This is a genomic window from Acinetobacter sp. C32I, assembly GCF_023702715.1.
Taxonomy (GTDB): Bacteria; Pseudomonadota; Gammaproteobacteria; order Pseudomonadales; family Moraxellaceae; genus Acinetobacter.
On the sequence record NZ_CP098480.1, the window covers coordinates 3400963 to 3425297 of the forward strand.

Annotated in this window: 21 protein-coding genes and 3 tRNA genes; 9 read left to right on the plus strand and 15 right to left on the minus strand. The window is 44.2% G+C overall.

Annotated elements, in window-relative coordinates:
• Positions 1 to 20 precede the first annotated feature (20 nt).
• Entirely contained in the window at positions 21 to 1733 is a 1713-nt protein-coding gene (pilB, locus tag NDN13_RS16240; protein ID WP_251116199.1) for a type IV-A pilus assembly ATPase PilB, read from the minus strand.
• Between the two features lie 372 nt (positions 1734 to 2105).
• On the opposite strand from pilB, the gene tpiA reads away from it, so the two are divergent.
• The 9 genes from tpiA (at position 2106) to NDN13_RS16285 (ending at position 9039) form a co-directional block, all read left to right on the plus strand.
• Complete coding sequence (gene tpiA / locus NDN13_RS16245) at positions 2106 to 2897, plus strand: triose-phosphate isomerase (protein WP_251116200.1); 792 nt, start codon at positions 2106 to 2108, stop codon at positions 2895 to 2897.
• A gap of 12 nt (positions 2898 to 2909) precedes the next feature.
• On the plus strand, positions 2910 to 3239 hold the full coding sequence (secG, locus tag NDN13_RS16250; protein ID WP_251116201.1) for a preprotein translocase subunit SecG: 330 nt from the start codon (positions 2910 to 2912) through the stop codon (positions 3237 to 3239).
• A 56-nt stretch (positions 3240 to 3295) separates the two neighbouring features.
• A tRNA-Leu gene (locus NDN13_RS16255) sits at positions 3296 to 3380 on the plus strand.
• 45 nt (positions 3381 to 3425) lie between these two features.
• Positions 3426 to 3502, plus strand: a tRNA-Met gene (locus NDN13_RS16260).
• Between the two features lie 88 nt (positions 3503 to 3590).
• A tRNA-Met gene (locus NDN13_RS16265) sits at positions 3591 to 3667 on the plus strand.
• Between the two features lie 199 nt (positions 3668 to 3866).
• A complete protein-coding gene (rimP, locus tag NDN13_RS16270; RefSeq protein WP_251116202.1) occupies positions 3867 to 4391 on the plus strand; it encodes a ribosome maturation factor RimP in 525 nt (174 codons plus the stop codon).
• A 37-nt stretch (positions 4392 to 4428) separates the two neighbouring features.
• Complete coding sequence (gene nusA / locus NDN13_RS16275; RefSeq protein ID WP_004656210.1) at positions 4429 to 5913, plus strand: transcription termination factor NusA; 1485 nt, start codon at positions 4429 to 4431, stop codon at positions 5911 to 5913.
• A gap of 10 nt (positions 5914 to 5923) precedes the next feature.
• Positions 5924 to 8638, plus strand: a complete 2715-nt coding sequence (gene infB, locus NDN13_RS16280) for a translation initiation factor IF-2 (RefSeq protein ID WP_016542332.1) — start codon at positions 5924 to 5926, stop codon at positions 8636 to 8638.
• Positions 8638 to 9039 carry a ribosome-binding factor A gene (locus tag NDN13_RS16285; protein ID WP_004656205.1) on the plus strand — a complete coding sequence of 134 codons (402 nt, stop codon included), beginning with the start codon at positions 8638 to 8640 and terminating at the stop codon, positions 9037 to 9039. Before infB ends, NDN13_RS16285 begins: the two co-directional genes overlap by 1 nt.
• A gap of 51 nt (positions 9040 to 9090) precedes the next feature.
• On the opposite strand, the gene NDN13_RS16290 is transcribed toward NDN13_RS16285, so the two are convergent.
• The 14 genes from NDN13_RS16290 to NDN13_RS16355 form a co-directional block, all read right to left on the minus strand.
• Positions 9091 to 9465 (minus strand): Na+/H+ antiporter subunit G, encoded by a 375-nt coding sequence (locus NDN13_RS16290; protein WP_004802326.1) that lies wholly within the window; start codon positions 9463 to 9465, stop codon positions 9091 to 9093.
• A gap of 11 nt (positions 9466 to 9476) precedes the next feature.
• Positions 9477 to 9752 (minus strand): monovalent cation/H+ antiporter subunit F, encoded by a 276-nt coding sequence (locus NDN13_RS16295; RefSeq protein WP_004656203.1) that lies wholly within the window; start codon positions 9750 to 9752, stop codon positions 9477 to 9479.
• The gene (locus NDN13_RS16300; protein WP_251116203.1) at positions 9749 to 10276 is read right to left on the minus strand and encodes a Na+/H+ antiporter subunit E; all 528 of its coding nucleotides are present in this window, start codon (positions 10274 to 10276) and stop codon (positions 9749 to 9751) included. The genes NDN13_RS16295 and NDN13_RS16300 overlap by 4 nt, the downstream gene beginning before the upstream one ends.
• Positions 10276 to 12087, minus strand: coding sequence for a monovalent cation/H+ antiporter subunit D (locus NDN13_RS16305; protein ID WP_251116204.1), 1812 nt, complete (start codon positions 12085 to 12087; stop codon positions 10276 to 10278). The genes NDN13_RS16300 and NDN13_RS16305 overlap by 1 nt, the downstream gene beginning before the upstream one ends.
• Positions 12087 to 12455, minus strand: a complete 369-nt coding sequence (locus NDN13_RS16310; RefSeq protein ID WP_004656199.1) for a Na+/H+ antiporter subunit C — start codon at positions 12453 to 12455, stop codon at positions 12087 to 12089. The genes NDN13_RS16305 and NDN13_RS16310 overlap by 1 nt, the downstream gene beginning before the upstream one ends.
• A complete protein-coding gene (locus NDN13_RS16315; protein ID WP_251116205.1) occupies positions 12448 to 15300 on the minus strand; it encodes a monovalent cation/H+ antiporter subunit A in 2853 nt (950 codons plus the stop codon). The genes NDN13_RS16310 and NDN13_RS16315 overlap by 8 nt, the downstream gene beginning before the upstream one ends.
• A 255-nt stretch (positions 15301 to 15555) precedes the next feature.
• Positions 15556 to 16938 (minus strand): ATP-binding protein, encoded by a 1383-nt coding sequence (locus NDN13_RS16320; RefSeq protein ID WP_251116206.1) that lies wholly within the window; start codon positions 16936 to 16938, stop codon positions 15556 to 15558.
• A 24-nt stretch (positions 16939 to 16962) separates the two neighbouring features.
• Positions 16963 to 18465: a UvrD-helicase domain-containing protein gene (locus tag NDN13_RS16325; protein ID WP_251116207.1), complete on the minus strand. Its 1503-nt coding sequence runs from the start codon at positions 18463 to 18465 to the stop codon at positions 16963 to 16965.
• A gap of 9 nt (positions 18466 to 18474) precedes the next feature.
• Positions 18475 to 19242 (minus strand): bifunctional phosphoribosyl-AMP cyclohydrolase/phosphoribosyl-ATP diphosphatase HisIE, encoded by a 768-nt coding sequence (gene hisIE / locus NDN13_RS16330; protein WP_251116208.1) that lies wholly within the window; start codon positions 19240 to 19242, stop codon positions 18475 to 18477.
• 91 nt (positions 19243 to 19333) lie between these two features.
• The gene (locus NDN13_RS16335) at positions 19334 to 19714 is read right to left on the minus strand and encodes a VOC family protein (RefSeq protein WP_251116209.1); all 381 of its coding nucleotides are present in this window, start codon (positions 19712 to 19714) and stop codon (positions 19334 to 19336) included.
• Between the two features lie 12 nt (positions 19715 to 19726).
• A complete protein-coding gene (locus NDN13_RS16340) occupies positions 19727 to 21043 on the minus strand; it encodes an FAD-dependent oxidoreductase (RefSeq protein ID WP_251116210.1) in 1317 nt (438 codons plus the stop codon).
• A gap of 135 nt (positions 21044 to 21178) precedes the next feature.
• On the minus strand, positions 21179 to 21778 hold the full coding sequence (locus tag NDN13_RS16345; RefSeq protein WP_251116211.1) for a cytochrome b: 600 nt from the start codon (positions 21776 to 21778) through the stop codon (positions 21179 to 21181).
• A gap of 237 nt (positions 21779 to 22015) precedes the next feature.
• A complete protein-coding gene (locus NDN13_RS16350; protein ID WP_251116212.1) occupies positions 22016 to 23635 on the minus strand; it encodes an ABC1 kinase family protein in 1620 nt (539 codons plus the stop codon).
• A gap of 12 nt (positions 23636 to 23647) precedes the next feature.
• Positions 23648 to 24328: a ubiquinone biosynthesis accessory factor UbiJ gene (locus NDN13_RS16355; RefSeq protein ID WP_251116213.1), complete on the minus strand. Its 681-nt coding sequence runs from the start codon at positions 24326 to 24328 to the stop codon at positions 23648 to 23650.
• Between the last annotated feature and the right edge of the window lie 7 nt (positions 24329 to 24335).

Below are 24335 nucleotides of genomic sequence, written 5' to 3' on the forward strand. Positions count from 1 at the left end.
ATTAATCCTTTTTATTGATTTTATTCACTTGTTACTCGGTTGACTTCCTGCAAAGAGGTAATTCCCTGCATGACTTTTTTCAAACCTGAACGACGTAGATTATTAAATCCTGCTTGTTCTGATGCTGCTGCAATCTGTAAGGCATTGCCGTCTTCCATAATCAGTCTGGAAATTTCTGGTGTAACCTTCATGACTTCGTAAATCCCCACACGACCTTTATAGCCTTCACGACATTCAGCACAACCAACAGGTTGAAAAATCTTGAATTCAGGATCATTTAAATCTTGTTCAGTAAAGCCGAGTTCCAACAGACTTTGTTCAGGGATATTAATTTCTTCTTTACATTGGCCACAGAGACGACGTGCCAAGCGTTGTGCAATCACCAGATTGACTGAGGTTGCGATGTTGAACGAAGGAACCCCCATGTTACGTAAACGGGTCAAGGTTTCTGGTGCACTGTTGGTGTGTAGGGTTGACATCACCATATGGCCCGTTTGTGCGGCTTTAATGGCAATTTCAGCGGTTTCCAGATCACGGATCTCCCCGACCATGATCACATCAGGATCTTGGCGTAAAAACGCTTTCAGGGCTGCAGAGAAGGTGAGTCCTGTTTTTGGATTGACGTTAACCTGATTAATCCCTTCTAAGTTAATTTCGACTGGATCTTCGGCAGTTGAAATATTGGTGTCTTCAGTATTGAGGATATTTAAACCTGTATACAAAGAGACGGTTTTACCTGAACCTGTTGGACCCGTAATCAGTAGCATGCCTTGAGGTTTTTCAAGTGCATCCATAAATAAGGCTTTTTGCTCATCTTCATAACCGAGTGCTTCGATCCCCAACATAGCACTCGATGGATCGAGAATACGTAGCACCAGCTTTTCGCCAAATAGGGTGGGGAGTGAGTTGACACGAAAGTCGATGGCTTTGGTCTTGGAAAGTTTAAGTTTAATACGTCCATCTTGCGGCATCCGTTTTTCAGAAATGTCCATTTGTGACATGACTTTTAAACGCGAGGCGAGACGAGTGGCCATTTGTAAGGGCGGATTGGCAATCTGACGGAGTACACCATCAACACGATAGCGGACACGGTACATTTTTTCATAAGGTTCAAAATGTAAGTCAGAGGCACCCATACGAATCGCATCAATGAGCAGTTTGTTAATATATTTAACAATTGGAGATTCGTCGCCTTGTGGAGTGTCTTCTTCCTCTTGGTTTGGGGTTTGACTGACATCAATGTCGAGATCAAAGTCTTCACTTTCACCAAAATCAAAACTACCAGAATCGCCAAACTGCTGTTCAATCAGTTTTTCGAGTTTAGTGTGTTCAACTATAATCGGTTCAATATTCAGTTTGGTATTGAAGCGAATTGCATCCAAAGCTTCGATATTGGTGGGGTTACTGGTCGCCACATATAAAATTTGCCCACGTTGTAGTAGCGGAGCAACTTTATGCTTTTGAATGAGCTTGTTATCCGCCAGTTCGCGAGGTAGTAAAGCTGTATCGTATACTGCCAGATCGAAAAGCGGCTCACCGAATTCGACGGCAATGGTTTCCGCAATGGTCAGAGGAGATAAGCGATGCTGTTCAATCAAATGTGCAACGATATCTTGTTGTGATTTTTTAGCCGTATCAATTGCGGTCTGCATCGTTGCCGTAGACATGTGTCCATCTTCAACTAACCGTCGAATAAACCCCGAAAACTTTGGAGACGTATGTAATCCTGACATCTGTCCGCCTTATGACAATAAATGTTTATAATATGTATTCTAAAAATTATACTTTTGTTATGCAAAAATACCACTACAGAAAGTGTTGTTTTTGCCTTGGTTCATGCTTAAAACTTTGAACTGATCGAGTTTTTTGTCAATTAATTTTCTTTGATTGCAGTAAATCCTGCAAAGAATCAAATAAATTCAGTTGAAACTGCCTTTTAATTTGAATATGAAGCACTATCATATCATCAGGGCGAAACAGATAGGTTTATCGATCACGGTGATTTTTGAGTCATTTATAGCTCAGTAAAAGAAAAAACTGAATTTTATAAAAATCCGTGTAAAATATGCAGCATTTTTTAGAAATTAACAGTAGGCGGGCGAAGTATGTCGAACTCGAGCATTATTCCTTGGGTTGTTGGCAATTGGAAAATGAATCCAATGCATGCGAATGCTTTCCAATTAGTAGAAGAATTTAAACAGTTATTACAACAGGAAAATATTGCAGCAGAGCAGTGCCATATTGGTGTTGCGCCAACTGCAATCGCGTTAAGCGGTATTCAGACACAATTTAAAGATGCAGCGAGAACGATTGATACCGTTGCCCAAGATGTTTCCCGTGTTGCTGGGACAGGTGCTTATACTGGTGAGGTGAGCGCTGAACTGTTAAAAGACAGTGGTATTGAGTTTGTTTTAATTGGACATTCTGAGCGCCGTGAGTTATTCGGTGACAATGTCGAAATCTTAAAAGCAAAATTACAAAATGCGTTAAGTGCTGGCCTTAACATTATTTATTGTGTAGGCGAGAGTTTAGAGCAGCGTGAGCAAGGTGCAGCAGAGCAAGTAGTATTACAACAAATTTGTGATATTGCCGCGGTAGTGAAAGCTGAACAATGGCAAAAGATTGTGGTAGCGTATGAGCCGATTTGGGCAATCGGGACAGGCAAGACTGCTTCTCCTGCTGATGCTCAAGCGATGCATGCAAAAATTCGTGAAGGTTTGAAGCAACTCACGGCATTCGGTGCGGAGATGGCCATCCTCTATGGCGGTAGTGTCAAGGCTGAAAATGCAGTTGAATTAGCGGCATGTCCAGATATTAACGGTGCTTTGGTCGGTGGTGCATCTTTAAATGCGCAATCGTTTTACCAAATCGCAAAAGCATTTGCACAAAGCAAATAACGAGGAATTGGGATGTATAGTTTTATACTCGTTGTACATATCATTTTGGCAATTTTAATTATTGCTTTGGTCTTGGTACAACAAGGTAAAGGTGCAGAAGCTGGTGCATCGTTTGGTGGTGGCGGTGCTGCAACTGTATTTGGTGCTTCAGGTGCGGGTAACTTTTTAACGCGTTTAACTGCGATTTTTACTGCATTGTTTTTTATCACCAGTTTGACTTTGGCTGTGTTTGCCAAGAAACAAACGACGGATGCATATAGTCTAAAAACTGTCCAAACAACGACGTCTGCGCCAGCAACATCGCCTGAAACTTCATCAAACGCACCAAAAACAACTGAATAAGTTGAATTAGTTCTTTCCTTTTTGAACTTTAAGGACTAGAATGCGTCCCACAAACTGCGGTGGTGGTGGAATTGGTAGACACGCTACCTTGAGGTGGTAGTGCTTTCGGGCGTGGGGGTTCAAGTCCCCCCTTCCGCACCAAACTTAATAACCAGTTAAGTTCGGTGTATGCAGTGTTTGTGTTGATGCGGGATGGAGCAGTCTGGTAGCTCGTCGGGCTCATAACCCGAAGGTCGTTGGTTCAAATCCAGCTCCCGCTACCATTTGATTAAGGTGCAACTTAATCAAGCAAATTTGATGAAAGCTTAAATTGACTTTTTTTCATATTTGTATATAATTTTTGCACGTTGATGCGGGATGGAGCAGTCTGGTAGCTCGTCGGGCTCATAACCCGAAGGTCGTTGGTTCAAATCCAGCTCCCGCTACCAAGTTTCTAAAAAGAGGCTCACAATAAGGTGGGCCTTTTTGCACAGTGGGCTTTGCTTTTCTGTGTAACATAGGGGCGATTTACGCCCTTTTTTATTGGTTGTTTAGCTATCGTGTAGTTGTTCGACATCAATTGGTCAAATAGTCGTGCTTCACTATACGGTTAAGATTGATTGGCTCGTATAAGAGCGACGAGAGTAAATGAAATTATCAAATAAATCTCAAGCATTGCATGATCTAATCGCCCCAGCTGTCGCTGCGTGTGGTGTAGATCTGTGGGGGATTGAATTCCTGCCACAAGGTAAACGTTCTCTATTACGCATTTATATTGATAAAGCGATAGATGAGAATGCTGAACCTGTCTTAAATGAAGATGGTGAAGTTGAACTCGGGCGTGGTATTGGCGTTCAAGATTGTGTTCTCGTGACACAACAAGTGGGTGCAATGCTTGATGTTCATGATCCAATTTCAGGTGAATATGCTTTGGAAGTATCTTCGCCAGGTTGGGATCGTCCATTTTTCCAATTGAACCAGCTGCCTGCCTACATTGGGCATCAAGTGGCTTTACGATTAATTGCTGCTGTCGAGAACCGTCGTAAATTCCAAGCCAAATTACTTTCTGTAGACTTAGAGAATGAACTGATTCAGGTCGAAGTTGAAGGTCAGCATGTGCTTGAAATTGATAGTAATAATATTGATAAAGCAAATTTAATCTATCAAGACTAATATTAACTTAATTTTATAAGAAATCGGTAGGTGACTTATGGGCCGCGAAATTCTTACCGTTGCAGAAACGGTTAGTAATGAAAAAGGTGTTAGTCGTGAAGCGATCTTCCAAGCGTTAGAGCAAGCACTGGTTGCGGCAACGAAGAAAAAGTTTTACGAAGGCACACGTTCAGAAGAAGCTCAACTTCGTGTTGAGATTGATCGTAAAACAGGTGATTACCGTACCTTCCGTCAGTGGACTGTGGTTGCGGATGAAGATCATGAAATGCCAGCATGCCAAGACGCAATTTCTGATGTAGATCCATCACAATGGTCAATTGGTGATGTGCGTGAGTTGGAAGTCGAGTCGATTGAATTCGGTCGTATCGCTGCACAAATCGCAAAACAAGTCATCGTACAAAAGATCCGTGAAGCAGAGCGCGCACTTGTTGCCGATGCTTATGAATCTAAAGTGGGTGAGTTGATTTACGGTGAAGTGAAAAAGCAAACTAAAGATGGCTTTATCATTGATCTAGGCGACAACGCTGAAGCATATTTAGCACGTGAAGAAACGATTCACAAAGAAATTTTACGCCCTAAACAGCGTATCAATGCAATCTTGTATAACGTCAACCGTGAAGGCCGTGGTGCACAATTATTATTGTCGCGTGCGCGTCCTGAGATGTTAATTGCATTGATGAAAAAAGAGATTCCAGAAATTTCTGAAGAAATCATTGAAATTAAAGCAGCTGCTCGTCAACCGGGTGTTCGTGCTAAAATTGCAGTGAAAACCAATGACCATCGTATTGACCCTGTGGGTGCATGTATTGGTATGCGTGGTACACGTATCCAAGCAGTACAACAAGAGTTAAACGGTGAGCGTATTGATGTCGTGGTGTGGTCTGATGATCCAGCACAATATATTGCAAGCGCATTAGAGCCAGCTGATGTATCAGGTATTGTATTAGATGAAGATGCACGCAGTGCAGATATCATCTTCGCAACCAATGATCAGTTAGCACGTGCGATTGGTTCGCAAGGACAAAATGTTCGTTTAGCATCGGAATTGACGGGTTATAAACTCGACATGATGTTAGAAGAAGAGTATCGTGCTCGTCAGCAAAATGAAGCGCAACAGTATTTAGACATGTTTATTACACGTCTTGATATTGAAGAAGACTTGGCAATGGCCTTAGTCGAAATGGGCTTCACTTCGTTGGAAGAGATTGCGTATGTACCTGCTGAAACATTTGACGAAATCGAGCTTGAAGCAGATTTAGTTGAATTGCTTCAAAGTCGTGCGAAAGAAGCTGCTTTAACAGATGCATTGAAACAGCAAGAAAATATTCAAGAGCCAAGTGCAGAACTTCTCGGTATGGAAGGTATGACGACTGAGATTGCGTATGCATTGGCGGCGCGTGGTGTGGTTACTGTTGATGATTTGGCGGACCAAGCAACTGATGATATCTCTGATATCGAAGGTTTGGGTCATGACAAAGCGGGTCAGTTAATTATGAAAGCACGTGAATCATGGTTTAACTAGGAGATAATAGATGACGGACAAGTCGATTCAAGAGTTAGCGCTCAGCGTAGAACGTCCTGTAGAGAAACTCCTAGAGCAGGTTCGCGAAGCAGGTCTACCACAGCGTAAAGCAGATGACATTATTACCACTGAACAGCAAGATACTTTGGTCAATCACTTGAAAAAAGTACATGGTCAGGAAAGTGGTAACACAGGAAAGATTGCGTTGAAACGTAAAACAACGAGTACTGCTAAAGTAACAAGTACTTCAGGTAAAGCGAAAAGCATTAATGTTGAAGTTCGCAAGAAACAAGTTTTTGCTAAGCCAAATCCAGAGTTACTTGCAGCAGAAGCAAAAGCGCGTGTAGAAGCTGATGCAAAAGTCCGTGCTGAACAAAAAGTACGTGATGAAGCAGATCAAAAAGCTCGTCACAGTGCAGAACAAAAAGCCAATGCAACTTTAGAAGCGATGCGTGCTGCGCATACTTCTGATAGTTCAGGTCAAGCACCTGCAAAAGCAGCAGTTGTGGTGAAAAAACGTAATAGCGACAAGGTCATTAAAGCCCCAGTTATTCGTCCAACAGAAACACCAGAACAAAAGCGCGCACGTGAAGAGCAAACTGCTCAGTTGAAAGCTACTGAAGAAGCAGTACGTCGTAAGGCGGCTGAAGAAGCACAGCAGCGTACGCTTGAACAAATGCGTAAAATGGCATCAAAATATTCAAGTGATGATGCGACGACAACTATTCGCGTGATTGATGATTCACCTTTAGCCGCAGGTCTTGTTGGCCAAGCGTATGAAGATTCCTTTAACAAGGAAGACCGTGAAATCAAACGTGGTGGTGCAACAGCAAACCCACGTGCTGGTAAAAAAGGCGGTCGTGGTGGTGATGCACAAGCAGAACAAAGCTTCAGCAAAAGCCATCATAAGCGTGGTTTAAAAACCAGCCAAGCGAATAAACATGGTTTTGAAAAACCAGTTAAAAAGCAAATTTATGATGTTGAGATCGGTGAAAAAATCATCGTTGCTGATCTAGCACAAAAAATGGCAGTTAAAGTTCGTGAAGTAATCAAGACCCTTATGAAAATGGGTGAGCTTGTAACTCAGAACCAAGCCATTGATCAAGATACTGCTGTTCTTGTGGTTGAAGAATTGGGCCATAACCCTGTTTTAGTTTCGGATACGCAAGCAGAAGATAACTTATTGGTTGCTGCTGAAGAAGCACGTGGTGAGCAAACGACTCGTCCACCAGTGGTAACGATCATGGGTCACGTTGACCATGGTAAAACGTCATTACTGGATCGTATCCGTCGCTCTAAAGTGGCTGCGGGTGAAGCGGGTGGTATCACCCAGCATATCGGTGCTTATCACGTTGAAACTGAGAAAGGGATTATTACTTTCCTCGATACACCGGGACACGCAGCGTTTACTTCTATGCGTGCACGTGGTGCAAAAGCGACTGATATCGTGGTCCTTGTTGTTGCGGCTGATGATGGTGTAATGCCACAAACTGCAGAAGCAATTGACCATGCACGTGCTGCGGGTACGCCGATCATTGTTGCCATCAACAAGATGGACAAAGAGTCAGCTGACGTAGACCGTGTATTAAACGAATTGACCACCAAAGGGATCGTACCTGAAGAGTGGGGCGGTGATGTGCCAATTGCCAAAGTATCAGCACATTCTGGTGCAGGTATTGACGGTTTACTTGATTTGATCTTGATCCAAGCTGAATTGATGGAGCTTAAAGCTTCGGCAGAAGGCGCGGCGCAAGGTGTGGTTATTGAAGCACGTGTCGACAAAGGTCGTGGTGCGGTAACCTCGATTCTGGTACAAAACGGTACCTTGAACATTGGTGACTTGGTTCTTGCTGGTTCATCTTATGGTCGTGTTCGTGCGATGTCGGATGAAAATGGTCAACGTATTACTTCTGCTGGTCCATCAATTCCAGTTGAAATCTTAGGTTTACCAGAAGCACCAATGGCGGGTGATGAAGTTCTTGTTGTGAACGATGAGAAGAAAGCGCGTGAAGTTGCTGATGCTCGTGCAGATCGCGAACGTCAAAAACGTCTTGAGCGTGCAAGCTCGATGCGTCTTGAAAACATCATGGCATCAATGGGCAAGAAAGATGTTCCTACAGTGAACGTGGTACTCAAAACTGACGTACGCGGTACTTTAGAAGCATTGCATGTTGCACTTGATGAACTTGCGACTGATGAAGTTAAAGTCCGTGTTATCGGTTCTGGTGTCGGTGCGATCACTGAATCAGATGTGACTTTGGCTGAATCTTCTGAAGCGGTGTTGCTAGGCTTTAACGTACGTGCTGACAATACTGCGCGTCAAAAAGCGGACCAAGATAGTATCGATATTCGTTACTACAGCATTATTTATCAATTGATTGATGATGTTAAAGCAGCAATGAGCGGTAAGCTTGCGCCTGAACACCGTGAGACTATCTTGGGTGTTGCTGAAGTGCGTGAAGTGTTCCACTCAAGTAAGTTTGGTGCGGCAGCGGGCTGTATGGTTCTTGAAGGTGTATTACACCGTAACAAGCCAATTCGCGTATTACGTGATGACGTGGTTGTGTTCCAAGGTGAGCTTGAATCTCTTCGTCGCTATAAAGAAGTGGTTGAAGAAGTTCGTGCTGGCATGGAATGTGGTCTTGCAGTCAAAGGCTATAAAGACATCAAAGCACAAGATAAGATCGAAGTGTATGATGTTCAATTGATTAAACGGAGTCTTTAATGGCGGGTAGCCAACGCTTAAAGCGCATGGCGGATTCAGTACAGCGTGAGTTGTCTGAGCTTATCCGTCAGGAGCTTAAAGATCCACGTCTGGGTGGTCTGGTGACCATCTCAGCCGTGAAAGTCAGTGCAGATATGGGTTATGCCGAAGTTTATGTCACGGTAATGGGACGTGAACTCGGTGATGATCAAAGTGAAGTTGCGAATAAAGAAACTTTAGATGTATTGAATAAAGCATCTGGTTTCTTGCGCCATGAATTGAGTCGTCGCATTAAAACTCGCGTGACGCCTCGTTTACGTTTTCACTATGACAAAACCAATGCCTACGGTAATTATATGTTTGGTCTGATTGCGGAAGCTGTGAAGGATTTACCTGAACAAGAGCAAGACGAACAAAAGTAAATACACATAAAAAAGCCACCTTCGGGTGGCTTTTTTATTGCTCGCTTTAAATTAATCCTTTTTCAATGGATGGCGACGATAACGTTGCCAAGGCAATGGACGATTTAAAGCTTCTGGCACATCACCACTGGTTGAACGTAAGCGTAAATGGATGGCTGCTTGTGCCATCAAATTGGCCGATACAGGGGCAGTGATAAAGGCAAATAAGGTAATCAGTAGCTCAGCAAACCCAAAACGACCATGCATTGCAGCAAAAATCATGGCTGCGATCAGAAAGCTACCAAGGCCTAAAGTACTGGATTTGGTCGGTGCATGCAGACGCATAAATAAGTCGGGGAGGCGAATCATGCCAATCGAACCGATCAGCATAAAGAACGCACCAAACACCACAAAAAATGAAACGACAATCTCAAGAATCAGTTGCATAGCATTGCTCCTTAGTCAATTACATGACCTGTAGTGAAGTAACGAGCAAGCGCGGCAGTAGAGACAAAGCCGAGCATTGCAACCAAGAGTGCACCTTCGAATAGATTGGTGCTGACCCAATAAATGCCTAAGACCACGATCAGACAGGTGGCATTGAGAAATAAAGTATCGAGTGCCAAGAGTCGATCAATCACCGAAGGGCCCGCAATCAGGCGAATCAAGCACAGAAACATAGAGATGGTAATGGCAATTAAACCGATACCCAATGCATAAGGCAAAATAGTCATTTATTTGCTCCTTCTGTAATCTTGACATCAAAGATTTCGATTAAAGGCGTTTCATAACGTTTTTTAATGTCTTGAATATCCAGTTCGGTATTATCTGAACTGAGTGCATGTACCAGAATATCTCCACGTTCCTGATCGATTCCGGCTGAAACCGTACCCGGTGTGGTGGTGATAATCATCGCCAGCAAAGTATTCACTTGTTCATGTTCAGTTTCCAATGGAACGCGATACCATTTAGGGTGTAATTGATCCATTGGACCAAGCACCATTTTGGCAACACGGAAGTTGGAAATCACAATATCCCACAGCACTACAAAGACCAGTTTCATCGCAGGAAGCCAATGAATATGCGGTGTTCTGGCAATAAATGGACTGACCAGCCGTGCAATCACCACAGCGAGAATCAACGCCATTAAAATATCGGTCAGATCCAGACTATGCGCCAGCATCAACCAGCTCAAGAAAATCAGCACTGACACAAATGGATGTGGGAACCAACGCTCCAGCAAAGATAGTTTTTGCATCAGTGATCCTCCATTGGCTTTAACTGTGTGCTATTCGGAATGGTCGGTGCTTCGAGGACTTGCTCCGCAATTTGGCGTTGCTTATATTCAGAAATATGTTCGCCTTGTAAGGTTGGCTTAGAAATAATATCTGGAATCAGCAAGGCGTTCGGATCTTCAACTTCACCACCATACTTGGTTTCAGGTAAGTAGCTTGGATCATAAGGCTGTACGCTGATCGGGCGACCTTGTGCATCATGTTTCAGAATGGTCTGGTTATAAAGCGCGTGATTCTGAATTTGCTGTGCTGTTGCAAGCGTATAGTTCTGAATCGGCGCTGCACAAACCACATAAAGCATTAATGCGCCAAGTAAAATATAGATCGCAGTATCATTCCGCTTTGGTGCAAGCTCGGGTAGGGCTTGATACTCAGCATAAGCCGCTTCATTCTGATCTTCTTCAGGTGGTGTTGCACGCCAGAACAAAATAAAGCCAACGCGTGTCATGGCAATAATGCTGAGCAAGCTCACAATCAGAATCACTGCGATGATCCAGCCTTGATAGGGTGTCTCAGCAGTAGCTTGCAAGATGAAGACTTTACCTAGAAAGCCGCTGAATGGAGGTAAACCTGCCATCATTAAGGCGATGGTAAAGTAAGTAAAAGCAGCTGCTTTTTCCTGTTTGATTCGTGGTGCAACTTTTAAATGATCTTTAAAAGCGCCACGTTGCGAGGTCATCCAGCCACAGAATAAATAGAAAGCTGCTGCGATCAAGGTACTGTGAACTAAATAATACAGTGCTGCGGCCCATGCCTGTGTATTGAACATGGCAATTGAAATCAGCAAAGTACCAATCGATGACAGCACCATGAAGCCAACAAAACGGCGTAAGCGTTCAGCGCCAATTGCACCAATTACACCATAAAGGGAAGTCACCAAACCAATGATCAACAAGCAATTCTTGAAAATGCTTTGTGCCATGGCATCATCAAACACAGTGCCATTGACACGTAAAATGGCATAAATACCCACTTTGGTCATAATGGTAAAAATCGCAGCGACCGGTGTGCTTGCAACCGCATAGGTTTTCGGTAACCAGAAGCCGACAGGCAACATCGCAGCTTTAATACCAAACACCACAAACAGCAATAGTCCACCTGCAACGGCAAGCTTGTGCTGATCGCCATCTAGACTTGATACCAGACGACCGACATCAGCCATATTCAAACTGCCGACACTGCCGTAAATCATGCCTAGACCAATCAGGAATAGGGCAGAGGCCAGCAAGTTAATGGTGACGTAATGCACCCCAAGCTGGAAACGTGGACGACCTTGACCATGCAATAACAGCACATAAGAAGCCATCAGCAGGATTTCGAAGAAGACGAATAAGTTGAATAAGTCGCCTGTCAGGAAGGCACCTGTGATTCCCATGAGCAGGAAATGCACCATGGTATGGAAATAGCGCCCACGTGTATCCCAGTTCTCACTGGCATACCAAATCACGGGTACTGCAAGAATATAGGTCAGGACCAACATAAAGGCAGATAGGCGATCAAGGACTAAGACAATCCCGAATGGCGCCGACCATTCACTGAGCTGATAAACTGTAATTTGGCCTGTGCTGGCAATACTCAGATAGCTGATTGCCGTGATTAAGCCCAAAACGGCCGAAGCAATACTAATTCCGCGACGCCAAGGTTGACGCCAATCTTGCTTTAAAGAACCTGAACCTGGATTGCCCAATAACACCAGAATAAAACTGGTGAATGCTGGAATTAAGATACTGATAATTGGAGCGTGAGCGTGCCAGAAACTGTAAAAATCAAACATTATGGCTCATCCTCACGTGGGTCATAAGTCAAGGTGGGTTCTTCTTTCGAGTCGACATGGTCTGTACCAGATTCATAACGACTGCGTAAGGCAAGTTGCACGATAAAGGCGGTGGTAGCGAAACCAATCACAATTGCCGTTAACACCAGTGCTTGTGGGAGTGGGTCGGTCACTTTGGTGGCCTGAGTCAACACCGCAGGTGCATTGATTTGCAGACGGCCCATGGCAAATAGGAACAAGTTCACGGCATAGCCAATCATGGCTAAACCAAGGACCACTGGAAATGTTCTGGCACGCAGAATCAAATAAATACCTGTTGCCGTGAGTAAGCCAATCCCTGACGCGAGTAAAAATTCAATACTAATCATTTTGATTATCTCCACCTGGGATCGGACCAGCCATACTAGAGTGACGCGAGTCTCCGAGTACGGAGATCAACAACATGGCAGCCCCTACAACGGTAATGTAGACCCCTGTATCAAATGCGACTGCAGAGGCAAGATGCATTTTTCCAAGCAATGGCGCTTCGACATAAATATGTGCACTGGTGAGGAAAGGGCGAGCCCAGAACCACGCGATAATACCAGTGAGACCTGCAATGGTTAAACCTGTTCCAATCCATAACTCATAGAGACGACCTGATTTGGCTTTGATCATCTGTTCGGTCTGGTCTTGACCCAATACGATGTATTGAATAATCAGTGCCATTGAGGTAATCAAACCTGCAATAAAGCCACCACCCGGAAGATTATGCCCACGCATGAAGATGTAGACACTGACCACCAAGGCCAGTGGCAAGATCCATGACGCCGTGATACGGAACATCAGCGGTGAAGGGTTGAAACGATAGGTTAAGCCTTGGGTCATGGTAGTTCCATGTGCACGCATACCATCCATCAGACATAGCGCACCAATGGCGGCAATGCCGAGTACGGTAATTTCACCGAAGGTATCGAAACCACGGAAATCAACCAAGATCACATTGACCACGTTTGAACCACCACCTAACGGAATTGCCTGTTGCATAAAGAACCACGAGATTGAGTTGTGATCGCGGGTTAACAGCAACCAAGTGATCCAACCAATACCTAAACCACCTGCGATGGCAAGGCTGGCATCTCGCCAACGGCGTGAACGGCTTGATTCGTACGGGGTGAGTTGTGGCAGTAAAGACAAACTCATCAGTAATAAAACAGTGGTCACCACATCGACTGTAATCTGAGTCAATGCCAAATCGGGTGCAGAAAGGGTCACAAAAACCATGGTGACCACCAAGCCGACTGCCCCACTGATCAGGACGGCTTTGATACGTTCATGATGGAACCACAGCATCATCCAGCAACCTGAGAACAGGGTTAGCCAGAGTACAATCGCCACCCACGGTGCATGGGTGAGTTCACGTGTGCCTGTGGTTAAGCCTTGGTTGAACAGTGGTAAGCCGACCATGATGATGCTAAACAACACAATCCAGAGGATATAGCTTTGCAAAGAACCATTTTCGGTCTTCTGTTTAATCTTGCGGCTGATCAGTAATAAATTTTTCAAGAATAGATCAAACAGAATCTTGCCTTGGAATTTTCCAAGATAAGGATCTAAGTCGATTTTACGAATACGCCCCTCTTTTGCCAGTGCAAAGTAGAAGATTGATCCACCGATTAAGGCAATCAGACTCATGATCAGGGGGGCGTTGATGCCATGCCAAATCGCAAGATGAACGCCTTCAAATTCAGGCTGTGCCAAACTTGCACGAGTGACACTGTTGACCATTGTCCCTGCAAATAGGGCAGGGAGGATACCGACCAAAATACATAAGGTTGCCAAAATGATGGCAGGTAAGCGCATACCGAAATGCGGTTCGTGTGCATCTTTATTCGGGACGTGTTTACCAACAGGACCATCAAAGAACACCCCATGAACGAGGCGAATCGAATAGCTGACTGCAAAAATACCCGCTAAAGTAGCGACAATGGCCGAAATCACCATCACTGGACCAGACAAGTTGGCCAATAGCTCGGTAAAGAACATTTCTTTCGAGATAAAGCCATTGGTCAGTGGTACACCCGCCATTGAGGCAGCAGTGATCATGGTGAGAGTGCCTGTAAATGGAAGCAGTTGCCAGATGCCACTGAGCTTGCGTAAATCGCGTGTGCCCGTTTCATGGTCAATAATCCCTGCAATCATGAACAATGCCGCTTTAAAGGTGGCATGGTTGATGATGTGGAAAATTGCGGCAGCCACCGCCAATGGCGAGCCTATACCGAGTAAACATACGATTAAACCCAAATGACTAATGGTTGAATAGGCCAAAAGTCCTTTTAGGTCTTCTTTGAAAATTGCAAAACCTGCGGCCATACATAAAGTGAACAGGCCGACAAAAGTCACGATATTGTGATACAGCGCAGCACCAATAAAAATAGGAGCTAAACGCGCCAACAAGAAAATCCCTGCTTTGACCATGGTTGCAGAATGCAGATAGGCTGACACAGGGGTCGGCGCTGCCATCGCATTCGGTAACCAAAAATGGAAGGGGAATTGGGCACTTTTGGTGAATGCACCTAACAGGATCAGCAATAATGCCGGAACAAACAGCGCATGTTGCTGAATGGTATCTTTCATCAATACCAATTCATCAATCTGATAGGTACCCGTGATTTGTCCAATCAGTACAAAACCACCCAGCATGGCCAAGCCGCCCATACCTGTAATGGTCAGAGCCATACGCGCGCCACGCTGAGCAGCTTCATATTGGCTCCAGTAACCTACCAATAGGAAAGAGGAGATACTGGTCAGCTCCCAGAACACCAATAAGATGATCAGGTTATTTGAGAGTGAAATCCCCAGCATGGCGGCCATAAACAGCATCAACAGCTGGTAGAGTTTACTGAGAGAATTTTTAGGACTGAGATAGTAATAGGCATAAATATAAATCAGAGTGCCGATACCGCTAATCAGCAGACCAAACAATAGACCTAATGCATCTAGGCGAAAACTCAGATTAATTCCAAGCTGTGGAAGCCAGTCCCAGCTTTGTTGCAGGGTATTGCCCTGAAGAACCGTTTCTGCCTGAGTTAAAAGTAAAATAAAACAACTAAGGCTGATGCCAATCGCCCCAAGTGCCGTCACGCCACGCGAAATACGCTGTAATTGTGAGACAAGGGTGGTGCCGAGTATGAGCGGTAATAAGATAATAATCGGTAGCACACTGGTATCCATGTCGATGATTTAGGTCGAAGACCTAAGGGGTGAATTTTCTTTCAAGACTTACAGGCACTCAAAGAGAATACCAAAAACTTTAAATCTTGAAGCCCAATCAAGTTAACGGAGGCAGCAAGTTGTATTGCACAACTTGAAAATAAAAAAATGCGATTTATTTTACTATAAAATATCAGTAAAAATCTGATGTTATTACATGAAACAAACAACATCATTTGATTGAAAACATTTCAATTTCTGTTTTTTGATACGCCTTTATAACGGGGTTTCTTGCGGTGTATCATCTATCTTGAGCAGGTTAAGTAAATTGTTCTTTTCTTGTTCGTTTAAATCCTGAATTTGCTGGAATAAATCATCGACTTTGCTGGTCAATGGATCGGCTTGCAGCAAGGTATGGGTTTGCACGGAATGTGCTGTTTCGGTCTGGGTGAGGCCTTGATATAAATTTGAAAGCTGTTGCTGTGATGCTTCTAGATTAAGTTGATACACCCCTGTTGGGTCCAGTTTTAAACATTGGTAATGTAAGGCATGTTCAAGCAAGGCATCTCGATTGCCTGAGACGATGATTTGTAGACAAGGAAAAGCTTGATGGAGACGCTCCAAAATTTCCGCACAATTATTTTGATCAAGTTGATGGTCAATTTGATCAATCATCAAAATCCCTTCACCTTCTAAACAAGGATTAAAACAATGCTGATTCAGCAAGCACAGCCGACGACTAATGTCTCCAACTAAGGCAATCCAGGTTTTAAGTGAAGCAGATAGTTGTTGAAAAGGGATCAGTTGATCGTGATAACGCACCATCAATTGGAGTTTTGGCACGTACTGAATATAAATATCACTTAACTCAGGAAAAACCGTATGCAAACTGTTTTTCAAGGCATAAAGATTCGGTGCAGAGAGTTGCTTGGGGTGATTAATCAGCTCTTGTTGTAGTTCCTGTAATATTTCAGATTGATTTTGTTGATTAAAATCATTGCCCATTAGACGTCTGACAATGTGTGCGGAATGCGCATTTTCGACATCGCTAATCTCGCGTAGCCACTCAAAAAAACGGGTAAAGGTGGTGTAGGGTATGGCGGTCAAATCATAGGCCGAGATTTCTTGCAGGGTTCCCGGTGTATTTTTACTTTGTAAATTGATGTCTTGTACGAAGCGTTCAGCAGGATAGTAGGCGATCAAAGGCAAGCCGAATAATGGATCTTGTAGTCCTGTTTTTTGATACAACGTCACCATTTGGTCAAGTTGTTGGGTCTCCACTTGGCTAATCCCAACCCCTTGACTATTAAATGTTTTGTAGAGTTTCCATGTGCAGCTTTGGGTATCGGTCTGTTGGGCGGAGCTACTTTCGGTTAGAGTTCCTGCGAGTTCGTTGCTCATACGGACTTGAATTTGAATTTTGGCTTGCAGGCGATTGAGCATAATATCTTGATCAGCAATCACCACACCTGCAGTACGAATATCTTTATAGCGTGCAGAAAACCAGGTCAGACTCTGGTAGATATTTTTTAAAATGCTGCTTTTGCCTGTGGCTTGGTCGCCAAGGATCAAGGTGATGGGGCGTTGTTCGGGATCAAATTTGAGATTTAAATCCCGAAACATGCCAATGTGTTTGAATTGAACCGATTCAAGTTGCATGAGCTGACCTCAATCAAGAGCGCTTTAACCTGCGGACTGACGAAGACTTGAGGGAGCGCACCGTTTTAATTGTTGTATTAAGTCGTATAAATGATGAATATTTAAACTTACTTTAGCACGCGTGCAGGCCACGTAAAGTAATCTTAGCTCTTCATCTGTAATTTTATGTTCTAGCCCATTTATTTTAAATTGGTAATCGTCTTCGATATGTACCCGATTCCATTCCAAACCTTTGGCTTTATGCGCGGTTGAAATGACATAGTCTGCCTGTTCAATCGGGGTGATTTTGGCCAGTGCCTTTTTCAGAGGGTCGGTACCATGGTCATCTACCAGTTTGACCAAGGGTTTGATGTCACTACCATCATTGGTTTCACAATATTCATGGACATCATGCCAAGAGTTAAACCAAGCCAGCTCTGGCACATCGGTAATGCGTTTGCCTTGTTTAAGTAAACTGGCGGCATCAACAAAGCGGCTGAGTTTTTGGTGATCGGCTTGCAGACTGACTTTATCACCATGCACTAAACCAGATAGCAGTAACTCCATCGCACGTGCATTGGTTCGACACAAAATGGCATCGCGCATCTTGGTATGCGGTTTATTCACCACACTGGATTTTTGGTTGGGATTACCCAGCAGAGGGACGGTTTCATTCAATGCACCGAGTAAACTGTTGGCAACATCGGCAATCGCTTCACCAAAACGGAAAGAGGTGGTTAAACGACTTTCAGGCAATGGCATTTGCTGCATGGCATTGATTGCACCACGCCATGCATAAATTTGCTGATGTGCATCACCGACATAAATCACTTGGGTACTTTTTTGACGCAATAAAATACCCAACATCAATGGATCGGCATCTTGCGCCTCATCAAACAGTACATAGTCGGCAGGGATATTCGGTTCAGATAAGGCCCAGAGTTTGAGGTAAATATCATGGCCAATCCCTGCTTGGTGATTCGGATCAATTGATTCGAGCCAACGTCGTTCCACTGCTGGGTAGAGATGCTGTTGCAAGGCCTCAATATCGTCTAGATGCAACCAACTTGGCGCTTGAATATGACGAGGGGCTGGGTATTGTGAACTGGTTGAACAGAAGTAGCTGACCGCATTGGCAACCAGACTGGCCAAGCGGCTCGGCATCAATACATATTTTTCATAACGCCCACCCATCAAGCGGCGTAGCGTAATCGGTTCTAGCCGATATTCTTTGGCAATAAAGCTAGGACTAAGACGCGGTAAACGTAATTTATCGGTTACGCCACGCGGTGCACTGCGAAAAGCGAGTGAGTGAAAGGTACGGCAATTCACATTGCCATGAAACTTATTTTGAGCTTCAGCAGCAATGGCTTTGTTAAATGCCAAGTACATACCGCGCCGTTCAGGCATGGCATCACTGATCATTTGTAAAGTGGTGGTTTTACCTGTGCCAGCATAGGCAATCACTTTAAAGGATTGGCCGAGGCGAGCATTGTCTATGGCAATGGCTTGCTCATAGGTGGCTTTGGGTTTCTCTATATTTGACACAGGCTCTGCTTACGCTTCTTGACTACGGTTGGCTTTTTCAACTAAACCTGATAAGCCTTGACGGCGTGCGAGCTCATCCAGCACCACTTGCGGGTCAAGATCGAAATAACCCAACATCACAATGCTGTGGAACCACAGGTCTGCCACTTCATAAATCAAGTCGTGCTTATTTTCCAGTGAAGCAAGCACGGCATAGTCTTTGGCAGCGATGATACTTTCTACACTTTCTTCGCCGACTTTTTCTAAAATTTTATTGATGCCTTTTTTATACAGGCTGGCAATATAAGAGTTATCTGCTTCAGCAGTTTTACGCTGTTGCATTAAACGACCCAAATAGCCAAGCACATCCACTTGCTCAGTTTGACCATGATCGTGCGCTTCAACTTTAGCCGATGCGCCGTAAATCGCGGTTGGATCTTTGAGTTGGGCATCAACAATTTCCCAACCTTGTGGGGTGAGTTTGCGATAGAAACAAGACTCACGACCGGTATGGCAGGCAATGCCACCATGCTGTTCAATCTGTAGAATAATCACGTCGGCATCGCAATCCAGACGAATTTCGTGCACGGTTTGAAAATGCCCAGACTCTTCGCCTTTATGCCAGAGTTTTTGACGTGAGCGCGAGTAATACACCGCCTGATTTTTTTCGGCCGTTAGTTGTAAAGCCTCACGATTCATCCAGGCAACCATTAACACTCGACCAGTTTGATGATGTTGTGCAATGGCAGGAACTAGACCATTGGAATCAAATTTAACTTCATCTAACCAGTTTGACATGAGTGAAAATCCATTGAGTGGAAAGCCGTTAGTGTAGCGGTTGTGGCTGGGGTTGGCTATGCTTGTTGGGTAAAAAGTCAGGGATAGGGCATTAAAGATAGTTCGAAATTTCAATCAAGTTTTGATCAGGGTCTCGTAAATAGACCGATAAAATTTTCCCCATTGCACCTGTTCTTTCGATTGGACCTTCAATGATCTCAATGTTCTGCGCTTGAAGATGGGCAATTACTTCATGCAGTGGTGTTTCCGCAATAAAGCACAGATCTGCTGAACCAGCAGTTGGGAGAAGTGCTTTGGGTTCAAATTCTTTACCGACTTGATGCAGGTTGATTTTTTGATGACCAAATTGCAGCGCTTTGCGGTTTTCAGCAAAAGTGATCACTGCAAAGTTCAGGGCTGATTGATAAAACTGACAGGTGATTTCAATATCGGCGACAGTTAACACCAAATGATCTAAATGACGAATTTTCATATTGAGCTGCTCTTATTCATATTCAGGTCGGGATTCAGTTGTAGCATTGAATGCCTGAACTTTCTCAGCATATTGCGCCACATGTTGATAATCAAGTTGCTGAAACAATCCTGTTTTTAAGCCTGAAATGGTGATGGCCATTTCTTTACGAAAATAGGGGATTTGATACATCCATGGAAAGGTCAGATCACGTATGCCACCTGCCCACCAATGATCAGATTGATACAGTGGGGTGAGTAGACGACTTAAAAATTGATAGAACTGGGTCGAGGAACGCCGCTGTTGATGATAGTGCTGCCACAGCGCTGACCAATCAATTTGCTGATTTTGTGTTACTGCGTGTAGTGACTGTGAAAAGGCCCATGCATCCAACAAAGCCATATTGGCGCCTTGCCCCAGTTGCGGACTCATGGCATGGGCCGCATCACCAATCACCCCAATGCGTCCTTGTCCAAATTGAGACATCACCACATCGCGATATTGCGCTGATAACCATTGTGGTTGGTTGTATTCGTTTGAGATTAACTGTTTTAACCATTCTGCGACATCGGGCCAGCGATCGGCCACTTGTTGTAACCATTGCTGTTTAGCTGATTCATCTTTTAAGAATGATTGTAGTTGCGAGGTTGGCAAACTCCAGAACACACTCGATAATCGTTGCTGAGGGGCTGTCGGTATAGCACCTGTAGGCAACACGCCCATCATGATTTTGGAACGATCATAAAACTGATGCAAAATTTCAGGATCGAGTGTTGGACATTCAGGCACAATACTCCATGCCGCGCCCCAAGGATAGGCCTGATCGACTTTCACCCATGCCTGAGGGCGGAGTTGACTGCGCGCACCATTGGCAATCAAAACCGCATCGAAACTTGCATCAAATTTTTGTTGTTGCTCAGTACCAAAGAGGCGAATTTCATGGGGGGGTTCTTGAATTTGCTCAATGCTGTGTCCCATTTTCCAAGTCACATGACTGGCATATTCAGCCAGTTTTTGAACGAGCACATGGCATAAGGTGGCCCGATGAATACCGAGGCCATAGAGATTGCTGCCTGCTTGATGATAATGACTATTCACCAGCAGACGCTTATTGGGAAGTTGGCCTTCCAATCCTGTGACTTTGGCGCCTAACTTTAAAGCATGCTCAAGCACACCGAGATGCTCAAACACGGCCAAGCCTGCAGGCTGTAATAATAAACCTGCACCGACAGGAGAAAGTTGATCTGCTTGTTCAAAAATAGTGACATGATTGCCTGCACGTGCAAGCAGGATTGCAGCTGCCAATCCTGCTGTGCCAGCACCAATAATGGCAAAATGAGGTGTTTTCATTATTTGTTCTTTTAAGGCGGTTATAAGATCAGTCAGTTGTGATCTTAACTGATCTCGGTGATTTTTTTAAATAAAATCTATTGCGCTACAAGCCCCATGATCAACCTACTTACATTAAGTCAATCTCGGAGCGGATTATTTTAACTGATCTTTGCCTGTGGTCATTTTGATTAGAGTCCGATCTTTCTTGATAGAGTGATGATAAAGTGCCGCACCTGCATGCCCTAAAATCAGGATCCAGATCAGCCATTTTCCAAGAATCTGCTTATGAATGAAATCAATCGGTTTCTCGAACTGTTCAAAACTGAGGCCCATACCTTGTGCCACCCAGCTCTGGAACAAGGCGGTATGTTCAAATTTTGGAATCTCAAACAAAAAGAAAAACTCGGTATTGACACCCGTACCTAAGTAGCCTGTAAGTGGGGCAATGATCATGATGGCATACAGGGCAAAATGTCCAGCATGTGCCGCAAAGTTTGCCAAGGGGCTGGCAGGCTCTAAATGGGGCTGTGGATTGCTCAAACGCCAGATAATGCGCAGGCTAATAATCACGGCAATGCTGATACCGACAGAAAGATGAAGTTGTAAAGCTGTCCAGTTCTCAGGTGTGCCTTTTTCGGTAAACCACTGGCGGTAGTAAACACTACAGTAAGCAAGTAAAAACAGGATTGCGGTTGACCAGTGCAGCCATTTTGCAATCGAGCCATAGTTATTGATGCTATTTCTTAAACTCACGCTTCTCTTCCTTTAAAATCTGTGTTGATGCACCTCAATATCGAGCCGATGATGGTCTATCTGTGCGAGGATGAAAAGTCTTTGTGGAAAGATGGCCTGATGTAGAGGTAAATCTTGCCTAAAATGTATGTGTTGGTTGAGATTCCAGTATGTGTCTGGGTATTTAAAGTTAAAATTTTGAGTTGCATAAAAGCAAAGACCGTATCGATGGATACGGCCTTTGCTGTGTGTAGGGGCTTATTTGGCGATACGCCACAATGCAATCAAACTACTCAGCACAATCAGAATGACGGAGATAAACCATGGGCTAATAATCGCAATGGTTAACAAAATCAGCATCGTGCTACCAAACATCCAGCTACGACGCTGTTGTTGTTGCATTTGCAAACGCATTTGCTGGATTTCACGCAGTTGTTTGTCATGCCATGCTGACTGATTTTTCAAGCCATTTAAGCTATCAATCAATAGGCTTGGAATATCTTGAGCACCGAGTAATAGATCAGGAATTTGTTGTCCCAGTTCTTTTACATTCTTGACTGGGTTCATATTGGCTTTGACCCATTCGGTTAAAATCGGCTTTGCCAGTTTCCAGATATCCAGTTGAGGGTAGAGATCAGTCCCTAGACCTTCCACATGTACCAGTGTTTTCAGCAATAACATCAATTGCGGTGGAATTTCCAAATGGAAGCGACGGGCAATATCCATGACTTGAATCAAAATGCCTGCGAAATCAAGTTGATCCATTGGCTTGGAAACCATCGGGCCAACGGTACGGCGCATTTCACGAGATAAGGCATCTTGATCTGTGCCCGGTGGAATCCAACCTGCTTGGTGCACAATCTGAATCAATTGCATAAAGTTGCTGTTCATTACCGCCAACAGCATACGTGCAACTGTCATTTGGTCATGCTTAGACAATTCACCCATGATGGCACAGTCCAAGGCAATGAAGCGTGGATTGCTTGGATTAATGGTCTCGACAAAGACATTGCCGGGATGCATGTCAGCATGGAAGAAGTTGTCACGGAACACTTGGGTGAAGAAGATGGTTAACCCTTTTTCTGCCAGATCTGCACGATCCATGCCTAAACGATCAAAAGTGGCCGTATCTGAAATTGGAACACCAGTGATGCGTTCAGCCACCATCACATCTTTACTGTCCATATAGACTTCAGGCACATACATCATGCTTGAACCCGTAAAGTAGTGGCGCATACGGCGGGTATTATCGGCTTCTAGGCTTAAATCAAGTTCATTTAAAATGATTTGACGATAGTCTTGAATAATTTCAGTCAGGTGCAGCGCACGTGCTGCTTCTAAACGATTTTCTAGCCAATCTCCCAGCCAAGCCAAGATTTCAAAATCCTGTAAAATTTGACTGCGAATATCGGGACGCGTGACTTTTACCACCACTTCACGGCCATCATGCAAAGCGGCGGTATGCACTTGGGCAATCGATGCCGCGGCAAGCGGTTGCTCATCAAAACGAGAGAATAGGGTTGCTACATCTGCTTTCAAGGATTCCTGAATGCGCTGTTTTGCAAGTTGGGTGTCATAGGGTTTGACACGGTCTTGTAACAGCACCAATTGTGATAATACTTCAGGTGGAATCAGATCACGACGTGTGGACAATAATTGTCCCAGCTTAATCGCTAAGGGGCCCATGTCTTCTAAAGCTTCTTTCAGCTTCAGCGGATTTTTCTTCTCACGACTTGACCAAGCCGCAGGATGCATTTTAATAATATTTAGGGCATGCCGTGCTTTGACAGGAAGCTCTTCCGCAGGGAACAAGGTATCAAGACGATAATGCGCTGCAATACGCCAGAGTTCGAGTAACCGTGTAACATGCGGAATCATATAAAGTCTTACCTAGTCTTGTGTGGGTTGTGCTGATGGATCAAGTTGCGCTTGTAACTGTTGAAATTTGGCCTCTAAGCGATCAAGCGCTTGATTGAGTTGGCGTGTTTCTCGATTGAGATCGTCCATTTGCCAGCGTGGGGCAAATAAACCGCTGTCTTCTTTTAAGGCATCTTCAACAAAAAATAAATGGCTTTGTAGTGAGCGTTTCAGTTGCTTGGGTGCAAGCTGAATTTTACCCAACTCATGCGCCAATTGAGGGCCAATCCACGGCGATAAATGTGCTGCCAGATCAGGCTCAGCCTGCTGCATAATTCTTTGAATGTCTTGCAATAAGTGATAATCACCTTGCAATGGAATATTGCCAATTTGATCCATGTCACTGAGCAATAATTTAACCAGCTCAACGGCATTAGCAACATGTAAGGTTGCAGTTGCATCCTTGAGTGTATGTTGAGGATCAAAAGGACGTTGTTCAAAAATGGAAGGGCTTTGACTTTGTCCTGTCACGGTCGGTTCGAGACGAACTCTATTTTCATCAAAAAACACATCAACCGAGAGTTGTGGGCTATCGATCACAACGCGTAATAATTGACCTTGTAATTGATTGATTTGAATACGAGTAATCCCATCCAAATCAATCATATGATGAATGATACGTTCGACTGCACCGAGTGCTAAAATCGACCACATATCTTAA